Below are 21,756 nucleotides of genomic sequence, written 5' to 3' on the forward strand. Positions count from 1 at the left end.
ATCGTCTGGCGATTTATTGAGCATACTAAGCAGAAAAGCATAAAAAGCGGCAAAGTTCAGTTGAAAAAGCGTTGATGATCGCTGGATAATCGTTTGCTTTTTTTTGCCACCCGTTTTGTATACGTGGAGCTAAACGTTTGCTTTTTTGCGGCGCCCCGGTTGTCGTAAATGTAGCACAAGGAGATAACGTTGCGCTGTTAGTGGATTACCTCCCACGTATACCGACGAATAATAAATTCTCAGGGGATGTTTTCTATGTCTACGCCTTCAGCGCGTACCGGCGGTTCACTCGACGCCTGGTTTAAAATTTCACAACGCGGGAGCACCGTTCGCCAGGAAGTCGTTGCTGGCTTAACCACGTTTCTCGCGATGGTTTACTCCGTCATCGTGGTGCCAGGGATGCTGGGTAAAGCCGGGTTCCCGCCTGCTGCCGTCTTTGTAGCGACCTGCCTGGTCGCAGGCGTCGGCTCTATTGTTATGGGGCTTTGGGCGAATCTGCCGCTGGCTATCGGTTGCGCTATCTCGTTGACGGCGTTTACCGCGTTTAGCCTGGTATTAGGGCAGCATATTAGCGTCCCGGTCGCGCTTGGCGCCGTATTCCTGATGGGCGTACTGTTTACCGTTATCTCCGCCACCGGCATTCGTAGCTGGATTTTGCGTAACTTGCCGCAGGGCGTGGCCCACGGAACCGGTATCGGTATTGGCCTGTTTTTGTTGCTGATTGCCGCCAACGGCGTCGGCCTGGTCATTAAAAACCCGCTGGATGGCCTGCCGGTCGCGCTGGGTGATTTCGATACCTTCCCGGTGATTATGTCGCTTGTGGGTCTGGCTGTTATTCTCGGTCTGGAAAAGCTGAAAGTCCCCGGCGGCATTCTGTTGACCATTATTGGCATTTCTATTGTGGGTTTGCTCTTCGATCCTAACGTCCATTTTTCCGGCATTTTCGCCATGCCTTCGTTGAGCGATGAAAACGGCAACTCGCTGATCGGCAGCCTGGATATTATGGGTGCGTTAAACCCTGTCGTTCTGCCAAGCGTGCTGGCGCTGGTGATGACGGCGGTGTTTGATGCGACCGGAACGATCCGTGCGGTCGCAGGGCAGGCTAATCTGCTGGACAAAGACGGACAAATTATCGATGGCGGCAAAGCGCTAACCACCGACTCACTGAGTAGCGTTTTCTCCGGCCTGGTCGGGGCGGCGCCAGCCGCGGTGTATATCGAGTCTGCGGCCGGTACGGCGGCGGGTGGTAAAACGGGCCTGACGGCGATTACCGTGGGCGTGCTGTTTTTGCTGATCCTGTTTCTTTCGCCGCTCTCTTATCTCGTTCCCGTCTACGCAACCGCCCCGGCGCTCATGTATGTCGGTCTGCTGATGCTGAGTAACGTGGCGAAAATCGATTTTGCTGATTTCGTCGATGCGATGGCGGGGCTGGTAACGGCTGTATTTATTGTACTGACCTGTAACATCGTCACCGGGATTATGATCGGCTTTGCCACGCTGGTCGTCGGGCGTCTGGTTTCCGGCGAATGGCGTAAGCTGAATATCGGAACTGTCGTCATTGCGATCGCACTGGTCGCTTTTTATGCCGGCGGCTGGGCTATCTAGTTCTGCCTTCATTCTGAAAAACGGGCGGCGTTGGTCGCCCGTTTTCATTTTCAGGACACATCACGTTACCTTTTGCGTTAATCTGAAGAAGGTGAAACCGAGGCATGATGCCTCTCTCCATCATAAAAAACATCGCAAACAGGGAACGCATGGAAATTTTCTTCACAATACTCATCATGACCCTTGTGGTCTCGCTGTCGGGGGTATTTACGCGTGTATTACCCTTCCAGCTTCCTTTACCCCTCATGCAGATCGCCGTTGGCGCGCTGTTGGCGTGGCCGACGTTTGGTTTGCATGTGGAATTCGACCCGGAACTCTTCCTGGTGCTGTTTATTCCGCCGCTGCTGTTTGCGGATGGCTGGAAGACGCCGACCCGTGAATTTCTTGAGCATGGACGAGAGATTTTCGGGCTGGCGCTGGCGCTGGTCCTGGTAACGGTCGTGGGAATCGGCTTCCTGATTTATTGGCTGGTGCCCGGCATTCCGCTGATCCCCGCCTTTGCGCTGGCCGCCGTGCTGTCGCCGACCGATGCGGTAGCGCTCTCCGGAATTGTGGGCGAGGGGCGTATCCCGAAAAAAATCATGGGCATTCTGCAGGGAGAGGCGTTAATGAACGACGCCTCCGGTCTGGTATCGCTGAAATTCGCCGTCGCGGTGGCGATGGGGACGATGGTCTTTACCGTCGGCGGCGCGACGCTGGAATTTTTTAAGGTCGCTATCGGCGGTATTCTGGCGGGTTTTGTGGTCAGTTGGCTGTATGGCCGCTCGCTGCGTTTTTTGAGCTGCTGGGGCGGCGATGAACCCGCGACGCAAATCGTCCTGCTGTTTCTGCTGCCCTTCGCGTCTTACCTGATTGCCGAGCATATTGGCGTCTCAGGCATCCTGGCCGCGGTTGCCGCCGGGATGACCATCACCCGTTCTGGCGTAATGCGCCGCGCGCCGCTGGCAATGCGTTTGCGCGCGAACAGTACCTGGGCGATGCTGGAATTTGTCTTTAACGGTATGGTCTTTCTGCTATTGGGACTGCAATTGCCGGGTATTCTGGAATCTTCGCTGGCGGCGGCGGAAGCTGACCCGAATGTCGAAACCTGGATGCTCTTTACCGATATCGTGCTGATTTATGCGGCATTGATGCTGGTTCGCTTCGGCTGGCTGTGGACCATGAAAAAGTTCAGCCTGCGCTTTTTGAAGAAGAAACCGATGGAGTTCGCCAGCTGGACGTCGCGTGAAATTCTGATTGCTTCCTTCGCTGGCGTTCGTGGGGCGATCACCCTGGCTGGTGTGCTCTCTATACCGTTACTTTTGCCGGATGGCAGCGGATTTCCGGCGCGTTATGAACTGGTATTCCTGGCGGCTGGCGTCATTCTGTTCTCGTTGTTTGTCGGCGTGATCATGCTGCCGCTGCTGTTGCAACATCTGGAAGTCGCCGATCATGCGCAACAGTTGAAAGAGGAGCGTATCGCCCGCGCGGCGACGGCGGAAGTGGCGATTGTCGCCATTCAGAAAATGGAAGAGCGTCTGGCGGCGGATACCGAAGAAAACATCGATAATCAGTTGCTTACTGAAGTAAGCTCGCGTGTCATTGGTAACTTGCGTCGCCGTGCCGATGGGCGAAACGATGTCGAAAGCTCCATACAGGAAGAAAATCTGGAGCGACGTTTCCGTCTGGCGGCGCTGCGTTCCGAACGCGCCGAGTTGTATCATCTGCGCGCCACGCGAGAAATCAGCAATGAAACATTGCAAAAGCTGCTGCACGACCTGGATTTGATGGAAGCGCTACTGATAGAAAATCAGTAGTCCTTGTGGCCCGGTGGCGCCATGCTTATCGGGCCTACAAGTAGGCCGGATAAGGTGCTTGCGCCGCCATCCGGCAAGGGTTTTAACCTATGGCTTACGGTTGTTTCAGCCAAAACCCTTCGCAACAGGTTAACCATGCCCGGGCGCTGTGCGACAGATACACGCCCTCGCGCCAAATCATGCCCAACTGCCAGCGGAGATCGCTTTCCAGCGGCAGCCAGCGCAGCGTGGCCTTATCCAGACGCTGACAAATTGGCTCCGGCAAAATGGCGATACCGACGCCCGCTTGCACCATGGCGGCGAGAAAATCCCATTGCCCGCTGCGCACGGCAATCCGTGGTTTTACGTCATGCTGGCTAAATAAGGTCATCAACTGGCGGCTCAGGGCAAAGTCTTCGTTATAGATAAGAAGAGGATGCTCCGCCAGAGCTTCAGGCGCGATGGAGTCGCAGGTTGTCCACTGACCGGAACGGGGAACCAGCACGCACAGCGGATGACTGAACAGCGATAACGTCGTCAGCCCGCTCGCTTCTTCCACCGGGAGCGCGGTCATCGCAACATCCAGCTCGCCATTCATTACCGCCTGCTGTACCGTCAGGCCGCCAAACTCCGAAATTTTGAGTTCAACGCCAGGGTAGCGTTGTCGAAACAAACTGATTGGCCCGGCCATCAACATGCCGACCATCGGGGGAATACCCAGCCGCAGCACGCCCTTATTGAGATGGTTAATATCGCTCAACTCGGCCTCTAACTGGCGAAACTCAGCGAGGATCGCCAGACCGCGTTCAAACACCACGCGTCCGGTATCGGTCAGCAATAACTTACGTCCGTCGCGGATCAGTAGCGTACAGTTAAGCTCATCTTCAAGATTTTTCAGCATCTTGCTAATGGTGGGCTGGGTGACAAATAACTTCTCCGCTGCGCGGGTGAAACTTTGCTGGCGCACCACCTCGACAAAATAACGCAGCGTTCTGATATCCATGATTATTCCTTCCGACTATGCCTGCAATGATTTTAATTCATTTCTGCCCGTGACGGAGGTTCTCTATACTGGCGCTCCGTATTATTTTTCAGGACATTCCCTCATGGCTGTGGCGATAAGCCGCGTTACGCCTGCCGTTGTGCAACGACTCCAGGTACCGGTTCAGGTACTGCTCTATGCAGGTTTATTCATTTTTTCCCAATATCTTGTCTCCTGGCTGCACCTGCCGTTGCCCGCGAATCTGGTCGGCATGGTGCTTATGTTGGCGCTGATCGTTTGCCGGATTATTCCGCTTAGCTGGGTACGCGCAGGCGCACGCTGGCTGCTGGCGGAGATGCTGTTATTCTTTGTTCCCGCCGTCGTGGCGGTAGTGAACTATGCCCATCTGTTACTGGTGGACGGCTGGCGCATTTTCTCGGTGATAGCGATCAGTACCTTAATGGTACTCGGCGCGACGGCGTGGGTGGTGGATAAAGTGTATCGCTATGAGATGAGTAGGCTAAACCGTGAATAACGTTCAGTTAAGCGTACTGTGCCTGGTGATTACGCTGGGAATTTACTTCGCCAATAAGCGCCTGTATCGCCGTTTTCGCAAATTGCCGTTGATGCCATTAGTGCTGACGCCGGCACTGCTGGTGTTAATGCTGGTGTTCGGTCATATCTCCTGGCAAAACTACATTGGTGAATCGCACTGGCTATTGTGGCTGCTCGGCCCGGCGACCATTGCCTTTGCGGTGCCGGTGTACGATAACCTCGCGATTATCAAACGTCACTGGATGTCGCTCACCGCGGGCGTAGTGACGGCGACGGTGGTGGCGGTCACCAGTTCCGTTTGGCTGGCGCGTCTGTTCACGTTATCGGATGAGATTCAGCGTAGTCTGGCGGTACGTTCCGTTACCACGCCGTTTGCGCTGGCGGCGGCAGAACCCCTGGGCGGGCAGCCAGATCTGGTGGCGCTGTTCGTGGTCGTCACTGGCGTGTTTGGCATGGCGGTCGGCGACGCGCTATTTTTGCGTCTCTCTATCCGGGAAGGCATGGCAAAAGGGGCAGGATTCGGCGCGGCGTCACATGGGGCGGGCACGGCGCGTTCCTATGAACTTGGTCAGCAGGAGGGCGTCGTCGCCAGTCTGGTAATGATGCTGTCCGGCGTGGTGATGGTACTGGCTGCCCCGCTGGTGGCGAGGGTGATGTTCTGATTTTCCTCCGACCCACGGGGCCGGAGGAAACGGTAAGATTAATGCGCACGCCCTTGTTGTACGCCGAATCCCGTTTGGGAGCGGATAAACTGAGCGCGGAACTGCTCACGTTCACGGTTGCCTTCTGCCGAGTTATCGGTGGCCGAGAAGAACCAGATCCCCAGGAACGCCACGCTGATAGAGAACAGCGCCGGATACTCATACGGGAAGATCGCTTTTTCGTGGCCGAGGATCTGCACCCAAATGGTAGGGCCAAGAATCATCAGCACCACCGCTGTCAGTAAACCTAACCAGCCGCCCAGCATAGCGCCGCGCGTGGTCAGTTTTGACCAGTACATGGAAAGCAGAATGATGGGGAAGTTGCAGCTCGCGGCGATAGCAAACGCCAGGCCCACCATAAAGGCGATGTTCTGATTTTCAAACAGGACGCCGAGGATAATGGCGATCACGCCCAGCACCAGGACGGTGATTTTCGACACCTTCAGCTCTTCACGTTCGGTTGCGCCTTTGCGGAACACGTTGGCGTACAAATCATGCGACACCGCCGATGCGCCCGCCAGCGTCAGACCAGCAACCACCGCCAGAATGGTGGCAAACGCCACTGCCGAAATAAAGCCGAGGAACAGGTTACCGCCTACCGCGTTGGCCAGATGTACCGCCGCCATGTTATTGCCGCCAATCAGCGCGCCCGCGGCATCTTTATAGGCTGGATTCGCCCCCACCAGCATGATAGCGCCGAAGCCGATAATAAAGGTCAGAATGTAGAAATAGCCCATAAAACCGGTGGCGTAGAACACGCTCTTGCGCGCTTCGCGGGCATCGCTGACCGTAAAGAAACGCATCAGAATATGCGGCAAGCCGGCGGTGCCGAACATCAGCCCCAGACCCAACGACAGCGCCGAAATCGGATCTTGCACCAACCCTCCTGGGCTCATAATCGCCGTGCCTTTCGGGTGTACCGCCATGGCTTCGGTAAACAGATTATTGAAGCTAAAGCCGACGTGTTTCATCACCATAAAGGCCATAAAACTGGCGCCAAACAGCAACAGGACGGCTTTGATAATTTGCACCCACGTTGTCGCCAGCATCCCGCCGAACAGCACGTACATCATCATCAGCACGCCGACCAGCACCACGGCGATGTGATAGTTGAGGCCGAACAGCAGTTCAATCAGTTTACCGGCGCCGACCATTTGGGCGATGAGATAAAGCGCCACCACTACCAGGGAGCCACAGGCCGAAAGAATACGGATTGGCCCCTGTTTCAGGCGATAAGAGGCAACGTCAGCAAAAGTATAACGTCCCAGATTACGCAGGCGCTCGGCAATCAAAAACAGGATAATTGGCCAGCCGACAAGGAAGCCCAGCGAATAGATCAGCCCGTCATAACCGGAGGTAAACACCAGCGCGGAAATGCCGAGAAATGACGCGGCGGACATATAGTCGCCGGCAATCGCCAGGCCGTTCTGGAACCCGGTGATATTGCCGCCAGCGGTGTAGTAGTCGCTACGGGAACGTACGCGTTTAGAGGCCCAGTAGGTAATACCGAGCGTAAACACGACGAAAATCAAAAACATGATAATCGCCTGCCAGTTGGTGGGCTGGCGTTCAACCGCGCCGCTAATGGCATCCGCCGCATGAGCGGCGAAGGGGAGTGCGGCGGCGAGCGCCGTCAGAACTCTCTTCATAATGCTTTCACCTCATGCAGTACGGCGTTATTAAGACGATCGAATTCGCCATTCGCCCGCCAGATATAAATTCCGGTCAACACAAAAGAAATCACAATCACCCCGACGCCAATGGGAATTCCTCGGGTGACGCTGGTTCCCGCATGTAGAGGCGTGCCCAGCCAGGCGCGAAGGCGATCAGTAAAATAAAGCTGATATAAACCGCCAGCATGATAACCGACAGAATCGTGGCAAACCGTTGCCGTTTTTCAACTAATTCCCTGAAACGCGCACTGTCTTCTATCCGCTGATAAATTTGGTCATTCATCACAGAGCTCTCCAGAGGTCCCCCTGCGTCTTTCGCGCTACAGGCGCGTTGGCCGCACTCGCGCGCCCCAGCCACATAGTGAACTTGAACTATGCTGCTGAGGGTGTGCTCGCTTGCCGCCTTCCTGTAACACGAAATCCTTTGGGGGAGGGTTTTTTATATTTCCCTCTCCCGGTTTGAGAGAGGGCAGGGGTAGGGTCGTAGGCCGGATAAAACGCTTTCGCGTTGCCATCCGGCATTTATGGTTATGATGGCATCGCGATGGCCTGCTTCTCTTCGAGCAGTTTCTCCACCACGCCAGGATCGGCGAGAGTCGAGGTATCGCCCAGATTGCTGGTATCGCCCGCCGCGATTTTGCGCAAAATACGGCGCATAATTTTGCCGGAACGGGTTTTTGGCAGTGAGTCGGTCCAGTGCAGCACGTCCGGCGTCGCCAGCGGGCCAATCTCTTTACGTACCCAGTTACGCACCTCCGCGTACAGTTCTGGCGACGGTTCCTCGCCGTGGTTGAGCGTCACATAAGCGTAAATCGCCTGGCCTTTGATAGCGTGTGGAATACCCACCACCGCCGCTTCGGCGATCTTCGGATGCGCCACCAGCGCCGATTCGATTTCCGCCGTACCCAGACGGTGGCCGGAGACGTTTAACACGTCATCCACGCGACCGGTGATCCAGTAATAACCGTCTTCATCGCGACGCGCGCCGTCGCCGCTGAAATACATATTCTTAAAGGTAGAGAAATAGGTCTGCTCAAAACGTTCATGATCGCCGAACAGAGTGCGCGCCTGGCCCGGCCAGGAATCGGTGATGACCAGATTGCCTTCCGTCGCGCCTTCTTGCGGATGGCCTTCGTTATCCACCAGCGCAGGCTGTACGCCAAAGAAAGGACGGGTGGCGGAACCGGCTTTCAGTTCGATAGCGCCCGGTAGCGGCGTGATCATAAAACCGCCTGTTTCAGTCTGCCACCAGGTGTCGACGACCGGACATTTTTCCTTGCCGATCTTCTTCCAGTACCATTCCCACGCTTCGGGATTGATCGGCTCGCCGACGGAACCCAGAATGCGTAGTGAAGAACGGTCGGTGCCTTCAATGGCTTTATCGCCTTCCGCCATCAGCGCGCGGATGGCCGTCGGGGCGGTATAGAGAATGTTGACCTGGTGTTTGTCGACCACCTGGCACATGCGAGCGGGCGTTGGCCAATTCGGCACGCCTTCAAACATTAAGGTGGTCGCGCCGCAGGCCAGCGGGCCATACAACAGATAGCTGTGCCCCGTCACCCAACCCACATCGGCGGTACACCAGTAAATATCGCTAGGGTGATAATCAAAGACATACTTAAAGGTGGTCGCGGCGTAGACCAGATAGCCGCCGGTGGTGTGCAGCACGCCTTTCGGCTTGCCGGTGGAGCCGGAGGTATAAAGGATAAACAGCGGATCTTCGGCATTCATCGCTTCAGGCTGATGTTCAGGGCTGGCTTTTTCAATCAAATCGCGCCACCACAGGTCGCGGCCTTCTTGCCAGTCAATGTCGCTGCCGGTGCGCTTCAGGACGATCACATGCTCAACGCTAGTGACATTCGGGTTTTTCAGCGCGTCATCGACATTCTTTTTCAGCGGGATACTGCGTCCGGCACGTACACCTTCGTCAGCGGTGATCACCAGTCGCGAGCTGGAGTCGATAATGCGTCCGGCGACGGCTTCCGGCGAGAAGCCCCCGAAGATCACCGAATGCACCGCACCGATGCGGGCGCAGGCCAACATTGCCACCGCCGCTTCCGGCACCATCGGCATATAAATCGCTACCACATCGCCTTTTTTAATGCCCAGATCCAGCAGTGTATTCGCGAAACGGCAGACATCGCGATGCAGTTCGCGATAAGAGATATGTTTACTCTGCGACGCGTCATCGCCTTCCCAGATAATGGCGGTGCGATCGCCATTTTCCTGCAAATGGCGGTCAAGACAGTTCGCCGCCAGATTCAGCGTGCCGTCCTCGTACCATTTAATCGACACATTGCCTGGCGCAAAGGAGGTGTTTTTCACTTTTTGGTACGGCGTGATCCAATCGAGAATTTTTCCCTGTTCGCCCCAAAACGTATCGGGGTCGTTAATAGACTGTTTATATTTAGTCTCATACTGCTCTGGATTTATCAGGCAACGATCCGCAATGTTGGCGGGAATGGCGTGTTTATGTGTTTGGCTCATGCTGTTGTTCTCCTTGTAGGATGTTAATAATATGTCGCATAAACGTTAAATGTAGGGTCTTAATAAGTTTTGTTTAGTATTTGGGCGACAGATCACGCAAAAAGGGAACTGTGCAAATAAGCAGCAATCTATTTTTTGATTGTGTCCCGCAAAATTAGATAAATTTTCGGGATAACATGACGTTATATGAAATTTTTTAAAAAAGTGATCCGTGTCCGGAAATCAGAAAAGAGAGGGAGTTTTGTCCAGGTTACTAACTCTAAAGTGGTATTTTACATACACTTACAATTGATTAAAGACAACATTTTGAGTGTGGTTATTTGTTACACATAGAGGAGATCAATGTAATAACAGTATTTGTGCGGTTGCTGTTATGGAAAACGATAAAAAATCGCCATTAAAGATAATGGCGCAATCTGGATGAGACCTCTATGGCAAGGAAAACACTACGCGCACGCCGTTTCTTCAGTCTTATATTTCCTTTTTTCTTCATTACCTCTGTTTACGCTGAGCAAACGCCTGTATCCGCAAAAACCGTTACTGTTGAAGCGAAAAATGAAACGTTCGCGCCTCAACACCCCGACCAATATCAGTCATGGAAAGCGACGTCAGAACAGTCTGCCCGTGAAGATGCGCTGGCGGAAGACCCTCGTCTGGTGATCCTGTGGGCGGGCTATCCCTTCTCCCGTGATTACAACAAACCACGCGGCCACGCGTATGCGGTAACTGACGTGCGCGAAACGCTGCGTACCGGCGCGCCAAAAACGGCGGAAGACGGCCCGCTGCCGATGGCCTGCTGGAGTTGTAAAAGCCCTGATGTCGCGCTCCTTATCCAACAAGAAGGCGAAGACGGCTACTTCCATGGCAAATGGGCGCGCGGCGGCCCGGAAATTGTCAACGATTTGGGCTGTGCCGACTGTCATAACACCGCGTCGGACGATTTCGCCCAGGGGAAGCCAGCGTTAACGTTGTCGCGCCCCTATGCTGAACGGGCGATGGAGGCTATCAGCAAACCGTTTGATAAAGCAGGACGGTTTGATCAGCAATCGATGGTTTGCGGCCAGTGCCACGTGGAGTACTACTTTGACGGTAAAAACAAAGCCGTTAAGTTCCCGTGGGATGAGGGCATGAAGGTCGAAAATATGGAGCAATACTACGACGCCATCGCCTTCTCTGACTGGACTAACTCGCTGTCGAAAACCCCAATGCTCAAAGCGCAGCACCCGGAATATGAAACCTGGAGCGCGGGCATTCACGGTAAGAACAACGTGACCTGTATCGACTGCCACATGCCGAAAGTACAGAACGCCGAAGGCAAGCTCTACACCGACCATAAAATCGGCAACCCGTTCGACAATTTCGCGCAAACCTGCGCCAACTGCCACACCCAGGACAAAGCGTCCCTGCAAAAAGTGGTCGCCGAGCGTAAACAGGCGATTCATGACCTGAAAATCAAGGTTGAAGATCAGCTGGTACATGCGCACTTCGAAGCGAAAGCCGCATGGGATGCGGGGGCGACAGACGCGGAAATGAAACCGATTCTGAACGATATTCGCCACGCGCAGTGGCGTTGGGATCTGGCGATTGCGTCACACGGTATTCATATGCATGCCCCGGAAGAAGGTCTACGGATGTTAGGCAGTGCGATGGATAAAGCCGCGGATGCCCGAACTAAACTGGCGCGACTGCTGGCGACCAAAGGCATTACCCATGAAATTCCGCTGCCGGATATTTCGACGAAAGAGAAGGCGCAGAAAGCGATTGGTTTGAATATGCAACAAATCAACGCGGAGAAGCAGGACTTCCTGAAAACGGTCGTACCGCAGTGGGAAGATCAGGCGCGTAAAAACAGTCTGTTAAGCCAATAACCTCACATGTGACAAATTTGCCGGATGACAGCGCAAGCGCTTTATCCGGCCTACAGAAGTCTTGTAGGCCTTAAAGCTGCGCGCCATCAGGCATTATGTAATGGAGTGAATATGAGCGTATTACGTTCGTTATTAACTGCTGGGGTGCTGGCGTCAGGCCTGTTCTGGAGCCTGAGTGGAATTACTGCCACGCCAACGCCGCAGGAGTCGGATCAACGCTGGACGGTCACCCAGCAGCGTAATCCGGATGCTGCCTGTCTGGACTGTCACAAGCCGGACACCGAAGGTATGCACGGTAAACATACGGGCGCTATCAACCCGAACAATAAATTGCCGATAACCTGTACCAACTGCCACGGTCAACCGTCGCTTCACCACCGTGAAGGGGTGAAAGATGTGATGCGTTTTAACGACCCGATGTATACGGTAGAGCAGCAGAACAGCGTCTGTATGTCCTGCCACTTGCCTGAACAACTGCAAAAAGCGTTCTGGCCGCACGATGTTCATGTTACTAAAGTGACCTGCGCCAGTTGCCATTCCCTGCATCCGCAGCAAGACACGATGCAGACGCTAAACGAGAAAGGGCGGATCAAAATATGCGTGGATTGCCACAGCGATCAGCGTACTAACCCGGCGTCCGTTCCGTTGCTTAAGGAGCAGCCATGAGTTGCACCCGACGTCAATTTATTACCCGCGTCGGCGCGCTGGCGGCGGTCAGTGGGATGGCAGGACGCGTTGTAGCGAACACGTTGAATATTAACGGCGTGCGTTATGGCATGGTACACGATGAGTCATTATGCATCGGCTGCACGGCCTGCATGGATGCCTGTCGGGAAGTCAACAACGTGCCGGAAGGCGTATCGCGCCTGACGATTATTCGCAGCGAGCCGCAGGGGACGTTTCCTGATGTGAAATATCGCTTCTTCCGCCACTCGTGCCAGCATTGCGACCATGCCCCCTGCGTTGACGTCTGCCCGACCGGCGCATCATTCCGCGATGCCGCCAGTGGTATTGTCGACGTGAACCCGGACCTTTGCGTCGGCTGTCAGTACTGCATTGCCGCGTGTCCCTACCGCGTGCGCTTTATCCATCCGGTCAGTAAGACGGCGGATAAGTGCGATTTCTGCCGGAAAACTAACCTGAAAGCGGGCAAACAGCCCGCCTGCGTTGAGTCATGTCCAACGAAGGCGCTGACGTTTGGTAATCTGGACGATCCCAACAGCGATATCTCCCGTTTGTTGCGGCAGAAAACCACCTATCGTTACAAGCTGGCGCTGGGCACAAAACCGAAGGTCTACCGCGTTCCCTTTAACTATGGGGAGGTGAGCCAATGACATCCGCTTCTGCATTTCATTTTGCATCACTGGTGTGGGACTGGCCCATCGCCATCTATCTGTTCCTGATTGGCATCTCCGCCGGACTGGTTACGTTGGCGATTCTGCTACGCCGCTTCCATCCGGAGGCGGGCGGTTCGGACAGCACGCTGCTGCGCACTACGCTGGTGTTAGGGCCGGGGGCGATTATTCTTGGTCTGCTGATTCTGGTCTTCCACCTGACGCGTCCGTGGACCTTCTGGAAGCTGATGTTTCACTACAGCTTTACCTCGGTGATGTCGATGGGGGTGATGCTGTTCCAGCTTTACATGGTGGTCCTGATACTGTGGCTGGCGAAAATCTTTGAAAAAGAGGTGATTGCCCTGCAGCAACGTTGGCTGCCGCGGTTAGAGATCGTGCAGAAAGTGTTGACGCTGATCGCGCCGTTCCACCGTGCGCTGGAGACGTTAATGCTGGTGCTGGCGGTTCTGCTCGGCGCGTACACCGGCTTTCTGCTGTCGGCGCTGAAATCCTATCCGTTCCTGAATAACCCGATCCTGCCGGTACTATTCCTGTTCTCCGGGATTTCCTCCGGCGCGGCGGTGGCGCTGATCGCCATGGCGTTACGCCATCGTAGCAACCCGCACAGCACGGAAGCGCGCTTTGTGCATCGCATGGAGGTTCCGGTGGTATGGCTGGAAATTTTCCTGCTGGCGGCGTTCTTCGTCGGTCTGGCGCTGGGCGATGACGGCAAAATGCGGGCGCTGGCGGCGGCGCTGGGCGGCGGATTCTGGAGCTGGTGGTTCTGGCTTGGCGTCGTAGGGCTGGGATTGATTATCCCGATGCTGCTAAAACCCTGGGCCAACCGCAGCGTCACGTTTCACGGCGTGCTGGCCGTTTGCGGCGCCAGTTTGACCGGCGTGCTGCTGCTGCGCTTTTTCATTCTTTATGCGGGACAGCTAACGGTTGCATAATCTGGACATCTTCCTTCCTGAAGCCGGATTTCTGGCGCTGTTGTTGAGTCTCGGGGTCAACGTGTTGACCCCGCTGGCGACGTGGTGCGGGATGGCGCAGCATTGGCGTGGCGTCATGCGCCTGACGACCTGCGGCGCGTGGACGGCGTTCACGCTGCTGCTACTGGCGTTTGCGATTCTGTTTAGCTGTTTTCTGACCAGCGATTTTTCGGTCGTTTATGTTGCGCAGCATAGCCATAGTCAGTTGTCATGGGGACTGAAACTGGCGGCGGTATGGGGCGGTCATGAAGGCTCGCTCCTGCTGTGGGCGCTGCTTCTTTCGGGGTGGACGGTGCTATTCGCCTGGCGCTCCCGGCATGAATCTGACGCGCTTTTTCCGCTGACCCTGAGCATCTTGTCCCTCATTATGGCTTCGCTGCTGCTATTTATTGTGCTGTGGTCCGATCCGTTCCTGCGTATTTTCCCTCCCGCCATGGAAGGGCGCGACCTTAATCCCATGCTGCAACATCTGGGGCTGATCTTACATCCGCCGCTGCTCTATCTGGGTTATGGCGGCCTGATGACCGCGGCGAGCGTAGCGCTGGCCTCGCTACTGTGCGGCGGCTTTAACGCGGCAACCGCCTGGGTGTGCTGGCGCTGGGCGTTACCCGGCTGGTGCGCTCTGACGCTGGGGATCATTCTCGGATCGTGGTGGGCGTATTGCGAACTGGGCTGGGGCGGCTGGTGGTTCTGGGACCCGGTGGAAAATGCCTCATTGTTGCCGTGGCTTGCCGCCAGCGCGTTGCTGCACAGTCTGTATGTCAGCCGCCAGCGCGGGAGCTTCCGCCACTGGTCGTTGCTGCTGGCGATACTGACGCTGATCCTCTCGTTGCTGGGAACGCTGATTGTGCGTTCCGGCATTCTGCTCTCCGTCCATGCTTTTGCGTTAGATAATGTGCGCGCGGTGCCGCTGTTTATCCTTTTTGCCGCGTTAAGTCTGGCATCGCTTGCTCTGTACGGCTGGCGGGCACGGGAGCCGTATCCGGCGACGCGTTTGGGCGGCGGAAAGTGCGAAACGCTCATTCTGGCGACGCTGCTGCTCTTTAGCGCCGTCTTGTTGATCGTGCTGGTCGGGACGCTCTACCCCATGATTTATGGTTTGATGGGCTGGGGAAGGCTTTCGGTGGGCGCGCCCTATTTTAATCGCGTCACGCTGCCGTTTGGCCTGCTGATGCTGGTGGTTATCGTGCTTGCGACAATCAGAAGCCGCAAAGTCTCTGTGCATCGTCAGCTTCCGGCGTTGCTGGCGCATACGGGCGTATTTATCTTCGCCGCCGGGATCATGGTTTCCAGCGGCAGTCGGCATGAAATCAGCCTTAACCTCAGCCCGGGGCAGCAGGTGGTACTGGCGGGCTATACCTTTCGTTTCGAGCGTCTGGATCTGGAAGCCAAAGGCAACTACACCAGTGAAAAAGCGCGGATCACGTTGTGGCGGAATGAAAAACGCATTGGCAGCCTGCAGCCTGAAAGGCGCTTCTATGCCGCGCGTCGTCAACAGATGATGGAGCCGGGGATTCACTGGAACCTGCTACATGACTGGTACGCGGTGATGGGCGAAAAAACCGGAGCGGACCGTTACGCCATGCGCTTATACGTGCAGACCGGCGTGCGCTGGATCTGGGGAGGGGGATTGTTGATGGTGTGTGGCGCGCTGCTGAGCGGATGGCGGGGGAGGAAGCGTGATGCGTAAATTACTCACAGCGTTGCCGGATGGCGGCGTAAGCGCCTTATCCGGCCTACAGGATGCGCAAACCGTAGGCCGGATTAGCGTAGCGCCATCCGGCAGAAAGTTTTTACTCTTAACGATCGTCCTGTTTTTAATCACATTCGCCACCCACGCCCAGGTGGTGGATACCTGGCGCTTTGACAATCCACAACAGCAGGAAAAAGCGCTGTCTATTGCCGGTCAACTGCGCTGTCCGCAGTGTCAGAACCAGAATTTGCTGGAATCCAATGCGCCCGTGGCGGTCAGTATGCGCCATCAGGTTTACAGCATGGTGGCCGAAGGTAAAAGCGAAGCGGAAATCACCGCCTGGATGACCGACCGTTATGGTGATTTCGTGCGCTACAACCCGCCGTTGAATGAGCAAACGCTGCTGTTGTGGGCGCTGCCGTGCCTGCTGTTATTGTTGGTGGGCGTGGTGGTCTGGCGGGTGAGAAAGCGTCAGCACGCAGAAGAGGGGGAACAATGAGCCAGTCTGAGCACTCCACTGTGCCGTTACGTCCCATGCCCGTAAAGCGTCTGACGGCTGCGGCGGTGTTGATGGTGGCTGTCTGTATCGGCGGCTATATGTTGACGCCGAAATGGCAGGCTGTGCGTAGCGAGCAACAGCGTCTGGCCGATCCGCTACGTGACTTTACGAACCCGCAAACGCCAGAGGCGCAGCTTTCCAGGCTGCAAGAAAAAATCCGCGCCAATCCGCAGGATAGCGAGCAATGGGCGCGGCTGGGCGAGTATTATCTCTATCGCAATGCGTATGACAATGCGCTGCTGGCATATCGTCAGGCGTTGCGCCTGCGAGGCGATAACGCGCAGCTTTTCGCCGCGCTGGCAACGGTGCTGTATTACCAGTCCGGGCAACATATGACGCCTGCGACGCGTGAAATGATTAATAAAGCGTTAGCGCTGGATGCGACAGAAGTGACCGCGCAGATGCTGCTGGCGGCGGATGCGTTTATGCAGGCGGATTATGCGCAAGCCGTGTCGCTGTGGCAAACCTTACTGGATGCAAACTCGCCGCGAGTGAACCGCGCGCAGCTGGTAGAGGCCATTAATTTGGCTAAATTGTTACAAAATCGGCAGAAATAATTTTTTCTTTTTTGTGACTTTTGTCATGTGTGCTGTTTAAAAAAACGGCGAATGCGCCACAGGTAAAAATTAATTACCTCAGAATATTATTCGATTTTGACGAAGTAAAAAACTTTCCATAACAAATAGTTATTCATCATTAACACCATAAACTCGCGTTATTATGCATAAAAACAGCCAAAAGCCCTGTTATGAAAGGGTTGCGCAAGACGCTATGCAAATGATACTGATTATGCGCGTTAAAAAACTCTACAAACCAACGCAACACAAATCATACCCTTTCAGTATGTATTGCTCTCATGCTTTCGGCGGAGAGCAACGCTTCATCGAGGAAGTCTGTTGTTATGAAAAATTTGAAAGTCAGCCTGGCCTGGCAAATTTTGCTGGCTATGGTGCTGGGCATTCTGCTGGGCAGCTATCTGCATTATCACAGTGACAGCCGTGAATGGCTGATTGCCAATCTGCTGTCGCCTGCTGGCGATATCTTTATCCATCTGATTAAAATGATCGTCGTGCCAATCGTGATCTCGACTCTGATTGTCGGCATCGCCGGCGTTGGCGATGCAAAACAGCTAGGCCGTATCGGCGCCAAAACCATTCTCTATTTTGAACTGATCACCACGGTGGCGATTATCCTCGGCATTACGCTGGCGAATGTCTTTCAGCCAGGCTCAGGCATTGATATGTCGCAACTGGCGACCGTCGATATTTCGAAATACCAGAACACCACGGCGGAAGTACAAAGTCATGCACATGGGCTGATGGGGACGATACTGTCGCTGGTGCCGACCAATATCATCGCATCGATGGCCAAAGGGGATATGCTGCCAATTATCTTTTTCTCGGTCCTGTTTGGGCTGGGGTTGTCATCCCTGCCGGCAACGCACCGCGAACCGCTGGTGACGGTATTTCGTTCCATCTCTGAAACCATGTTTAAAGTCACCCATATGGTGATGCGCTATGCGCCAGTGGGCGTTTTTGCGCTGATCGCCGTCACGGTGGCGAATTTTGGTTTCGCGTCGCTGTGGCCGCTGGCGAAACTGGTGCTGCTGGTACACTTTGCCATTATCTTCTTTGCGCTGGTGGTGCTGGGCATCGTGGCGCGCCTGTGCGGGTTAAGTATCTGGATTCTGATTCGCATTCTGAAAGATGAATTGATTCTGGCGTACTCGACCGCCAGCTCCGAGAGCGTACTGCCGCGCATTATCGAGAAGATGGAAGCTTACGGCGCGCCAGCCTCTATCACCAGTTTCGTGGTACCGACCGGTTACTCATTTAACCTCGACGGCTCCACGTTATACCAGAGCATCGCCGCCATTTTTATCGCGCAGCTATACGGTATCGACCTGTCGTTGTGGCAGGAAATTGTACTGGTGCTGACGCTGATGGTGACGTCGAAAGGGATTGCCGGCGTGCCTGGCGTTTCCTTCGTGGTGTTACTGGCGACGCTGGGAAGCGTGGGCATTCCGCTGGAAGGGCTGGCGTTTATCGCTGGTGTCGACCGTATCCTCGACATGGCGCGTACTGCGCTAAATGTGGTGGGGAATGCGCTGGCGGTGCTGGTGATCGCCAAGTGGGAACACAAGTTTGACCGCAAAAAAGCGCTGGCCTATGAGCGCGATGTGCTGGGCAAATTTGATAAAACCGCCCAATAACGGATTGCCGGATGGCGCTTTGCTTATCCGGCCTACAAAGAAAGAAAATGTAGGCCGGATAAGGCGTTCACGCTGCCATCCGCAACCTGCTCCGGGTTGCCTGATGGCGCTACGCTTATCAGGCCTACAACGACTACGTTCATCCGGCAATAAACATCAGCCATTTGTTAGCGTTTCGAACTCTTCGCAACCGGTATCAAACCCTTCCAGACAGCTTAGATTCAACCAGTGCAACGCCTTCTGCTTGTTCTTTTCAATAAAGCCCGGTTCACCGTTTAAAAACATCATTCCCGCCCAGTATTCTGAATAGCCGGTACGGGAAATAGCGGAACTGCGTTTGAAATACCAGGCGGCTTTTTCATCATCGGCGGCAATGCCCACGCCGTTGGCGTAAATCAGGCCAAGCAACATTTGCGCATCCACTGCGGAGTCGTTATCCAGATCTTCAGAGGCCTTTTGCAGCAGCGAGATGGCTTTTGGGTAGTCCGGGCGCCCGGCCTGGGTGTTGACCAGGATCCGCGCCAGCGTAATTTCGCCCACTTTACTGCCCGCGTTAGCCGCCTTTTCAGCCAGCTTTTTCGCGTCGGGATAATCCAGGCTTACCGGATTAGTGATTTTGATTTGCGCCAGTAGCGCGCAGGCGTCGGCGTCGCCACTGTCGGCGGCTTTTTGCGCCCAGTATTCAGCTTTGTTCAAATCGCCATAGCTCAACCAACTGTCGGCCAGAAAATATTGTGCGCGTCTGTCACCTGCCTCTGCTGCCTGCAAATACTGGCTACCCGGCTCAGGATCTGCGGCATGGGCAAAGAATGTCATAAACAACATCAATGCAAGAAGTAGTTTCATTTTGAATTTTATTTAGGGTACGGAAAAGACAGTATAAAGAGATCGTATGGATAAAAAAACAGCCTCCGGACGGAGGCTGTTATAGGGAAAATGCCTGATGGCGATGCTAATGCATCTTATCAGGCCTACAGTAGACGCAGGCCGAATAAAGCATTCTGATGCCGCCATCCGGCAGATCAACCCATTGCGCTTTCGCGCAGGCGGGTTTTCAGCTTGTTGTACTCATCAATCACATACTGCTCGGCGGCTCGCTGATCGGCGATCGGCTCAACGCGTACGGCGCAGTATTTGTACTCCGGCGTTTTGGTAATCGGGCTGAGGTTTTCAGTCACCAGCTCGTTACAGGCGCCAATCCACCACTGGTAGGTCATGTAAATCGCCCCTTTGTTCGGGCGATCGCTGACCTGCGCGCGGGTGATGATTTTACCTTTGCGCGAATGAACCCACACCAGCGCTTCATCTTCAATGCCCAGACGCGCGGCGTCGGCGGTATTGATTTGCGCATAGCCCGGTTCATCGGCCAGCGCGGCCAGCGCCGCACAGTTACCGGTCATTGAGCGGCAGGAGTAGTGGCCGACTTCGCGCACCGTCGACAGTACCATCGGGTACTCTTCGGTGAGTTTATCGATAGGCGCTACCCAGTCGCAGGTGAAGAACTGCGCCAGACCGTTGGGGGTATCGAACTTCTCTTTAAAGAGGTACGAGGTTCCCTGATCGGCATCCGACGTGTCGCGGCACGGCCACTGGATATAGCCCAGTTCGCCCATTTTCTCGTAAGTGGCGCCGTAGAAATCCGGGCACAGATGACGCAACTCATCCCAGATCTCCTGGGTGTTGTTGTAGTGCATCGGATAGCCCATCCGGGTGGCGATTTCACTGATAATCTGCCAGTCGGTTTTCAGGTCCCACTTCGGCTCAACGGCTTTAAAGAAGCGCTGGAAGCCACGGTCAGCCGCAGAGAAGACGCCTTCATGCTCGCCCCAGGAGGTAGAGGGTAAAATCACATCCGCCGCCGACGCGGTTTTGGTCATGAAGATATCCTGCACGATGACCAGTTCCAGATCCTCAAACGCTTTACGTACTGCAGAGAGTTCCGCATCGGTTTGCAGCGGATCTTCACCCATAATGTACGCCGCGCGCACTTCGCCATGCGCCGCACGGTGCGGCAGCTCGCTGATGCGATAGCCGGTATGCGCAGGCAGACTTTCTACGCCCCAGGCTTTAGCGAACTTCTCGCGGTTTTCCGGGAACTTAACGTACTGGTAGCCCGGATAAGTATCCGGGAGCGCGCCCATATCGCACGCGCCCTGAACGTTGTTCTGGCCGCGAACCGGGTTAACGCCCGCGCTTGGCTTGCCGAGGTTGCCGGTCAGCATCGCGAGGCTGGTCAGTGAACGCACGGTTTCCACACCCTGATAGAACTGCGTGACGCCCATCCCCCACAAGATCGCTGCGCTTTTCGCGCTGGCATACATCCGCGCCGCCTGACGAATCTCCTGTGCGCTCACGCCAGTGATCTCTTCGACGGACTCTGGCGTATAGCCTTCGACAATCTTACTGTACTCTTCAAAACCTTCGGTACGGCTGGCGACAAACGCTTTGTCGTACAGGTTTTCTTCAATAATGACATGCCCCATGGCGTTGAGCAGCGCGATATTCGAGCCGTTTTTCAACGCGATATGCATGTCAGCGATGCGCGCGGTTTCAATTTTGCGCGGATCGCAGACGATAATTTTCGCCCCGTTGCGTTTAGCGTTAATTACATGATTCGCCACGATAGGGTGGGAATCCGCCGGGTTATACCCGAAGACGAACACTAAATCAGTGTTATCAATTTCGTTAATCGCATTACTCATTGCGCCGTTACCGACCGATTGGTGCAGACCTGCAACCGATGGGCCGTGTCAGACGCGAGCGCAGCAGTCAACGTTATTGGTACCAATAACGGCGCGTGCGAATTTTTGCATTACATAGTTGGTTTCATTTCCGGTACCGCGAGAGGAGCCGGTTGTCTGGATTGCATCCGGACCGTACTTCGCTTTGATGGCGCTCAAACGTTCAGCGACGTAATTGAGCGCTTCATCCCAGGAAACAGATTCCAGTTTGCCGCCACGCTGGCGACGGATCATTGGGGTTTTCAGGCGCGGGGTCAGGATCTGGGTATCATTAATAAAATCCCAGCCGTAGTAGCCCTTCAGACACAGGGTACCCTGGTTGGTTTTCCCCTGCGCCGCCTCAGCCCGGACGATTTTGCCGTTATCGACCACCAGATTGATTTTGCAACCTGATGCGCAATACGGGCAAACCGTGACGACTTTTTTCATCGGTTTCGCTCCAGTTAATCAAATCGCGCATACGCGCTGTCGCCCTCAGTATGCATGTTTTATGCCACTTTTTTAGTATGGGCTTTCCCTGATATTACGGGCGAATTTTGCTCAAAACCCTGACGAAAAACAGGCTATCGTCAGTTTTGA

General features: G+C 54.9%; 15 protein-coding genes and 2 pseudogenes. 11 read left to right on the forward strand and 6 right to left on the reverse strand.

Features of this window, described 5'->3' with window-relative positions:
- Positions 1–255: 255 nt before the first annotated feature.
- Together ghxP and J4685_RS03760 are read left to right on the forward strand one after the other, a co-directional pair.
- The gene (gene ghxP / locus J4685_RS03755; protein ID WP_000106906.1) at positions 256–1,605 is read left to right on the forward strand and encodes a guanine/hypoxanthine transporter GhxP; all 1,350 of its coding nucleotides are present in this window, start codon (positions 256–258) and stop codon (positions 1,603–1,605) included.
- A gap of 149 nt (positions 1,606–1,754) precedes the next feature.
- Positions 1,755–3,401 carry a Na+/H+ antiporter gene (locus J4685_RS03760; protein WP_023211844.1) on the forward strand — a complete coding sequence of 549 codons (1,647 nt, stop codon included), beginning with the start codon at positions 1,755–1,757 and terminating at the stop codon, positions 3,399–3,401.
- 94 nt (positions 3,402–3,495) lie between these two features.
- On the opposite strand, the gene J4685_RS03765 is transcribed toward J4685_RS03760, so the two are convergent.
- On the reverse strand, positions 3,496–4,383 hold the full coding sequence (locus tag J4685_RS03765) for a LysR family transcriptional regulator (RefSeq protein WP_000354962.1): 888 nt from the start codon (positions 4,381–4,383) through the stop codon (positions 3,496–3,498).
- 103 nt (positions 4,384–4,486) lie between these two features.
- Between J4685_RS03765 and J4685_RS03770 the strand changes: the two genes are divergently transcribed.
- Positions 4,487–4,897: a CidA/LrgA family protein gene (locus J4685_RS03770; protein WP_000257347.1), complete on the forward strand. Its 411-nt coding sequence runs from the start codon at positions 4,487–4,489 to the stop codon at positions 4,895–4,897.
- Positions 4,890–5,579 carry an LrgB family protein gene (locus tag J4685_RS03775; protein WP_001067096.1) on the forward strand — a complete coding sequence of 230 codons (690 nt, stop codon included), beginning with the start codon at positions 4,890–4,892 and terminating at the stop codon, positions 5,577–5,579. The genes J4685_RS03770 and J4685_RS03775 overlap by 8 nt, the downstream gene beginning before the upstream one ends.
- 38 nt (positions 5,580–5,617) lie before the next feature.
- Here the strand turns inward: J4685_RS03775 and actP are convergent, their stop codons facing one another.
- The 3 genes and pseudogenes from actP to acs form a co-directional block, all read right to left on the reverse strand.
- Positions 5,618–7,267, reverse strand: a complete 1,650-nt coding sequence (gene actP / locus J4685_RS03780) for a cation/acetate symporter ActP (protein ID WP_000832536.1) — start codon at positions 7,265–7,267, stop codon at positions 5,618–5,620.
- A pseudogene (locus J4685_RS03785) lies at positions 7,264–7,574 on the reverse strand (DUF485 domain-containing protein). Before J4685_RS03785 ends, actP begins: the two are co-directional and overlap by 4 nt.
- 245 nt (positions 7,575–7,819) lie before the next feature.
- Entirely contained in the window at positions 7,820–9,778 is a 1,959-nt protein-coding gene (acs, locus tag J4685_RS03790) for an acetate--CoA ligase (protein ID WP_000083879.1), read from the reverse strand.
- A gap of 431 nt (positions 9,779–10,209) precedes the next feature.
- Between acs and nrfA the strand changes: the two genes are divergently transcribed.
- The 7 genes and pseudogenes from nrfA (at position 10,210) to gltP (ending at position 18,436) form a co-directional block, all read left to right on the forward strand.
- The gene (gene nrfA / locus J4685_RS03795) at positions 10,210–11,646 is read left to right on the forward strand and encodes an ammonia-forming nitrite reductase cytochrome c552 subunit (RefSeq protein WP_000101781.1); all 1,437 of its coding nucleotides are present in this window, start codon (positions 10,210–10,212) and stop codon (positions 11,644–11,646) included.
- 111 nt (positions 11,647–11,757) lie between these two features.
- Complete coding sequence (nrfB, locus tag J4685_RS03800; protein WP_000115062.1) at positions 11,758–12,312, forward strand: cytochrome c nitrite reductase pentaheme subunit; 555 nt, start codon at positions 11,758–11,760, stop codon at positions 12,310–12,312.
- Entirely contained in the window at positions 12,309–12,980 is a 672-nt protein-coding gene (nrfC, locus tag J4685_RS03805) for a cytochrome c nitrite reductase Fe-S protein (RefSeq protein WP_001278025.1), read from the forward strand. The genes nrfB and nrfC overlap by 4 nt, the downstream gene beginning before the upstream one ends.
- A complete protein-coding gene (gene nrfD / locus J4685_RS03810; protein WP_000199631.1) occupies positions 12,977–13,933 on the forward strand; it encodes a cytochrome c nitrite reductase subunit NrfD in 957 nt (318 codons plus the stop codon). Before nrfC ends, nrfD begins: the two co-directional genes overlap by 4 nt.
- A pseudogene (nrfF, locus tag J4685_RS03815) lies at positions 13,926–16,164 on the forward strand (heme lyase NrfEFG subunit NrfF). Before nrfD ends, nrfF begins: the two are co-directional and overlap by 8 nt.
- Complete coding sequence (gene nrfG, locus J4685_RS03825) at positions 16,161–16,781, forward strand: heme lyase NrfEFG subunit NrfG (RefSeq protein WP_000083247.1); 621 nt, start codon at positions 16,161–16,163, stop codon at positions 16,779–16,781. The pseudogene nrfF and the gene nrfG overlap by 4 nt, the downstream one beginning before the upstream one ends.
- Positions 16,782–17,125: 344 nt before the next feature.
- Positions 17,126–18,436 (forward strand): glutamate/aspartate:proton symporter GltP, encoded by a 1,311-nt coding sequence (gene gltP / locus J4685_RS03830; RefSeq protein WP_000793278.1) that lies wholly within the window; start codon positions 17,126–17,128, stop codon positions 18,434–18,436.
- 156 nt (positions 18,437–18,592) lie between these two features.
- On the opposite strand, the gene yjcO is transcribed toward gltP, so the two are convergent.
- Both yjcO and J4685_RS03840 read right to left on the reverse strand, forming a co-directional pair.
- Positions 18,593–19,282, reverse strand: coding sequence for a Sel1 family TPR-like repeat protein YjcO (gene yjcO, locus J4685_RS03835; protein ID WP_000771455.1), 690 nt, complete (start codon positions 19,280–19,282; stop codon positions 18,593–18,595).
- Between the two features lie 176 nt (positions 19,283–19,458).
- Entirely contained in the window at positions 19,459–21,606 is a 2,148-nt protein-coding gene (locus J4685_RS03840) for a formate dehydrogenase H subunit alpha, selenocysteine-containing (RefSeq protein WP_011233236.1), read from the reverse strand.
- Positions 21,607–21,756 lie beyond the last annotated feature (150 nt).

It is taken from the genome of Salmonella sp. 32100201201700099SM, assembly GCF_017572645.1.
Classification (GTDB): Bacteria; Pseudomonadota; Gammaproteobacteria; order Enterobacterales; family Enterobacteriaceae; genus Salmonella; species Salmonella enterica.

Bases quoted from the DNA above. Each gene is read 5' to 3' on its own strand.
- gltP (WP_000793278.1), top strand. From the start codon at position 17,126: ATGAAAAATTTGAAAGTCAGCCTGGCCTGGCAAATTTTGCTGGCTATG.
- actP (WP_000832536.1), bottom strand. From the start codon at position 7,267: ATGAAGAGAGTTCTGACGGCGCTCGCCGCCGCACTCCCCTTCGCCGCT.
- J4685_RS03770 (WP_000257347.1), top strand. From the start codon at position 4,487: ATGGCTGTGGCGATAAGCCGCGTTACGCCTGCCGTTGTGCAACGACTC.
- nrfC (WP_001278025.1), top strand. From the start codon at position 12,309: ATGAGTTGCACCCGACGTCAATTTATTACCCGCGTCGGCGCGCTGGCG.
- nrfB (WP_000115062.1), top strand. From the start codon at position 11,758: ATGAGCGTATTACGTTCGTTATTAACTGCTGGGGTGCTGGCGTCAGGC.
- J4685_RS03765 (WP_000354962.1), bottom strand. From the start codon at position 4,383: ATGGATATCAGAACGCTGCGTTATTTTGTCGAGGTGGTGCGCCAGCAA.
- ghxP (WP_000106906.1), top strand. From the start codon at position 256: ATGTCTACGCCTTCAGCGCGTACCGGCGGTTCACTCGACGCCTGGTTT.
- nrfD (WP_000199631.1), top strand. From the start codon at position 12,977: ATGACATCCGCTTCTGCATTTCATTTTGCATCACTGGTGTGGGACTGG.
- yjcO (WP_000771455.1), bottom strand. From the start codon at position 19,282: ATGAAACTACTTCTTGCATTGATGTTGTTTATGACATTCTTTGCCCAT.
- nrfA (WP_000101781.1), top strand. From the start codon at position 10,210: ATGGCAAGGAAAACACTACGCGCACGCCGTTTCTTCAGTCTTATATTT.
- J4685_RS03760 (WP_023211844.1), top strand. From the start codon at position 1,755: ATGGAAATTTTCTTCACAATACTCATCATGACCCTTGTGGTCTCGCTG.
- nrfG (WP_000083247.1), top strand. From the start codon at position 16,161: ATGAGCCAGTCTGAGCACTCCACTGTGCCGTTACGTCCCATGCCCGTA.
- acs (WP_000083879.1), bottom strand. From the start codon at position 9,778: ATGAGCCAAACACATAAACACGCCATTCCCGCCAACATTGCGGATCGT.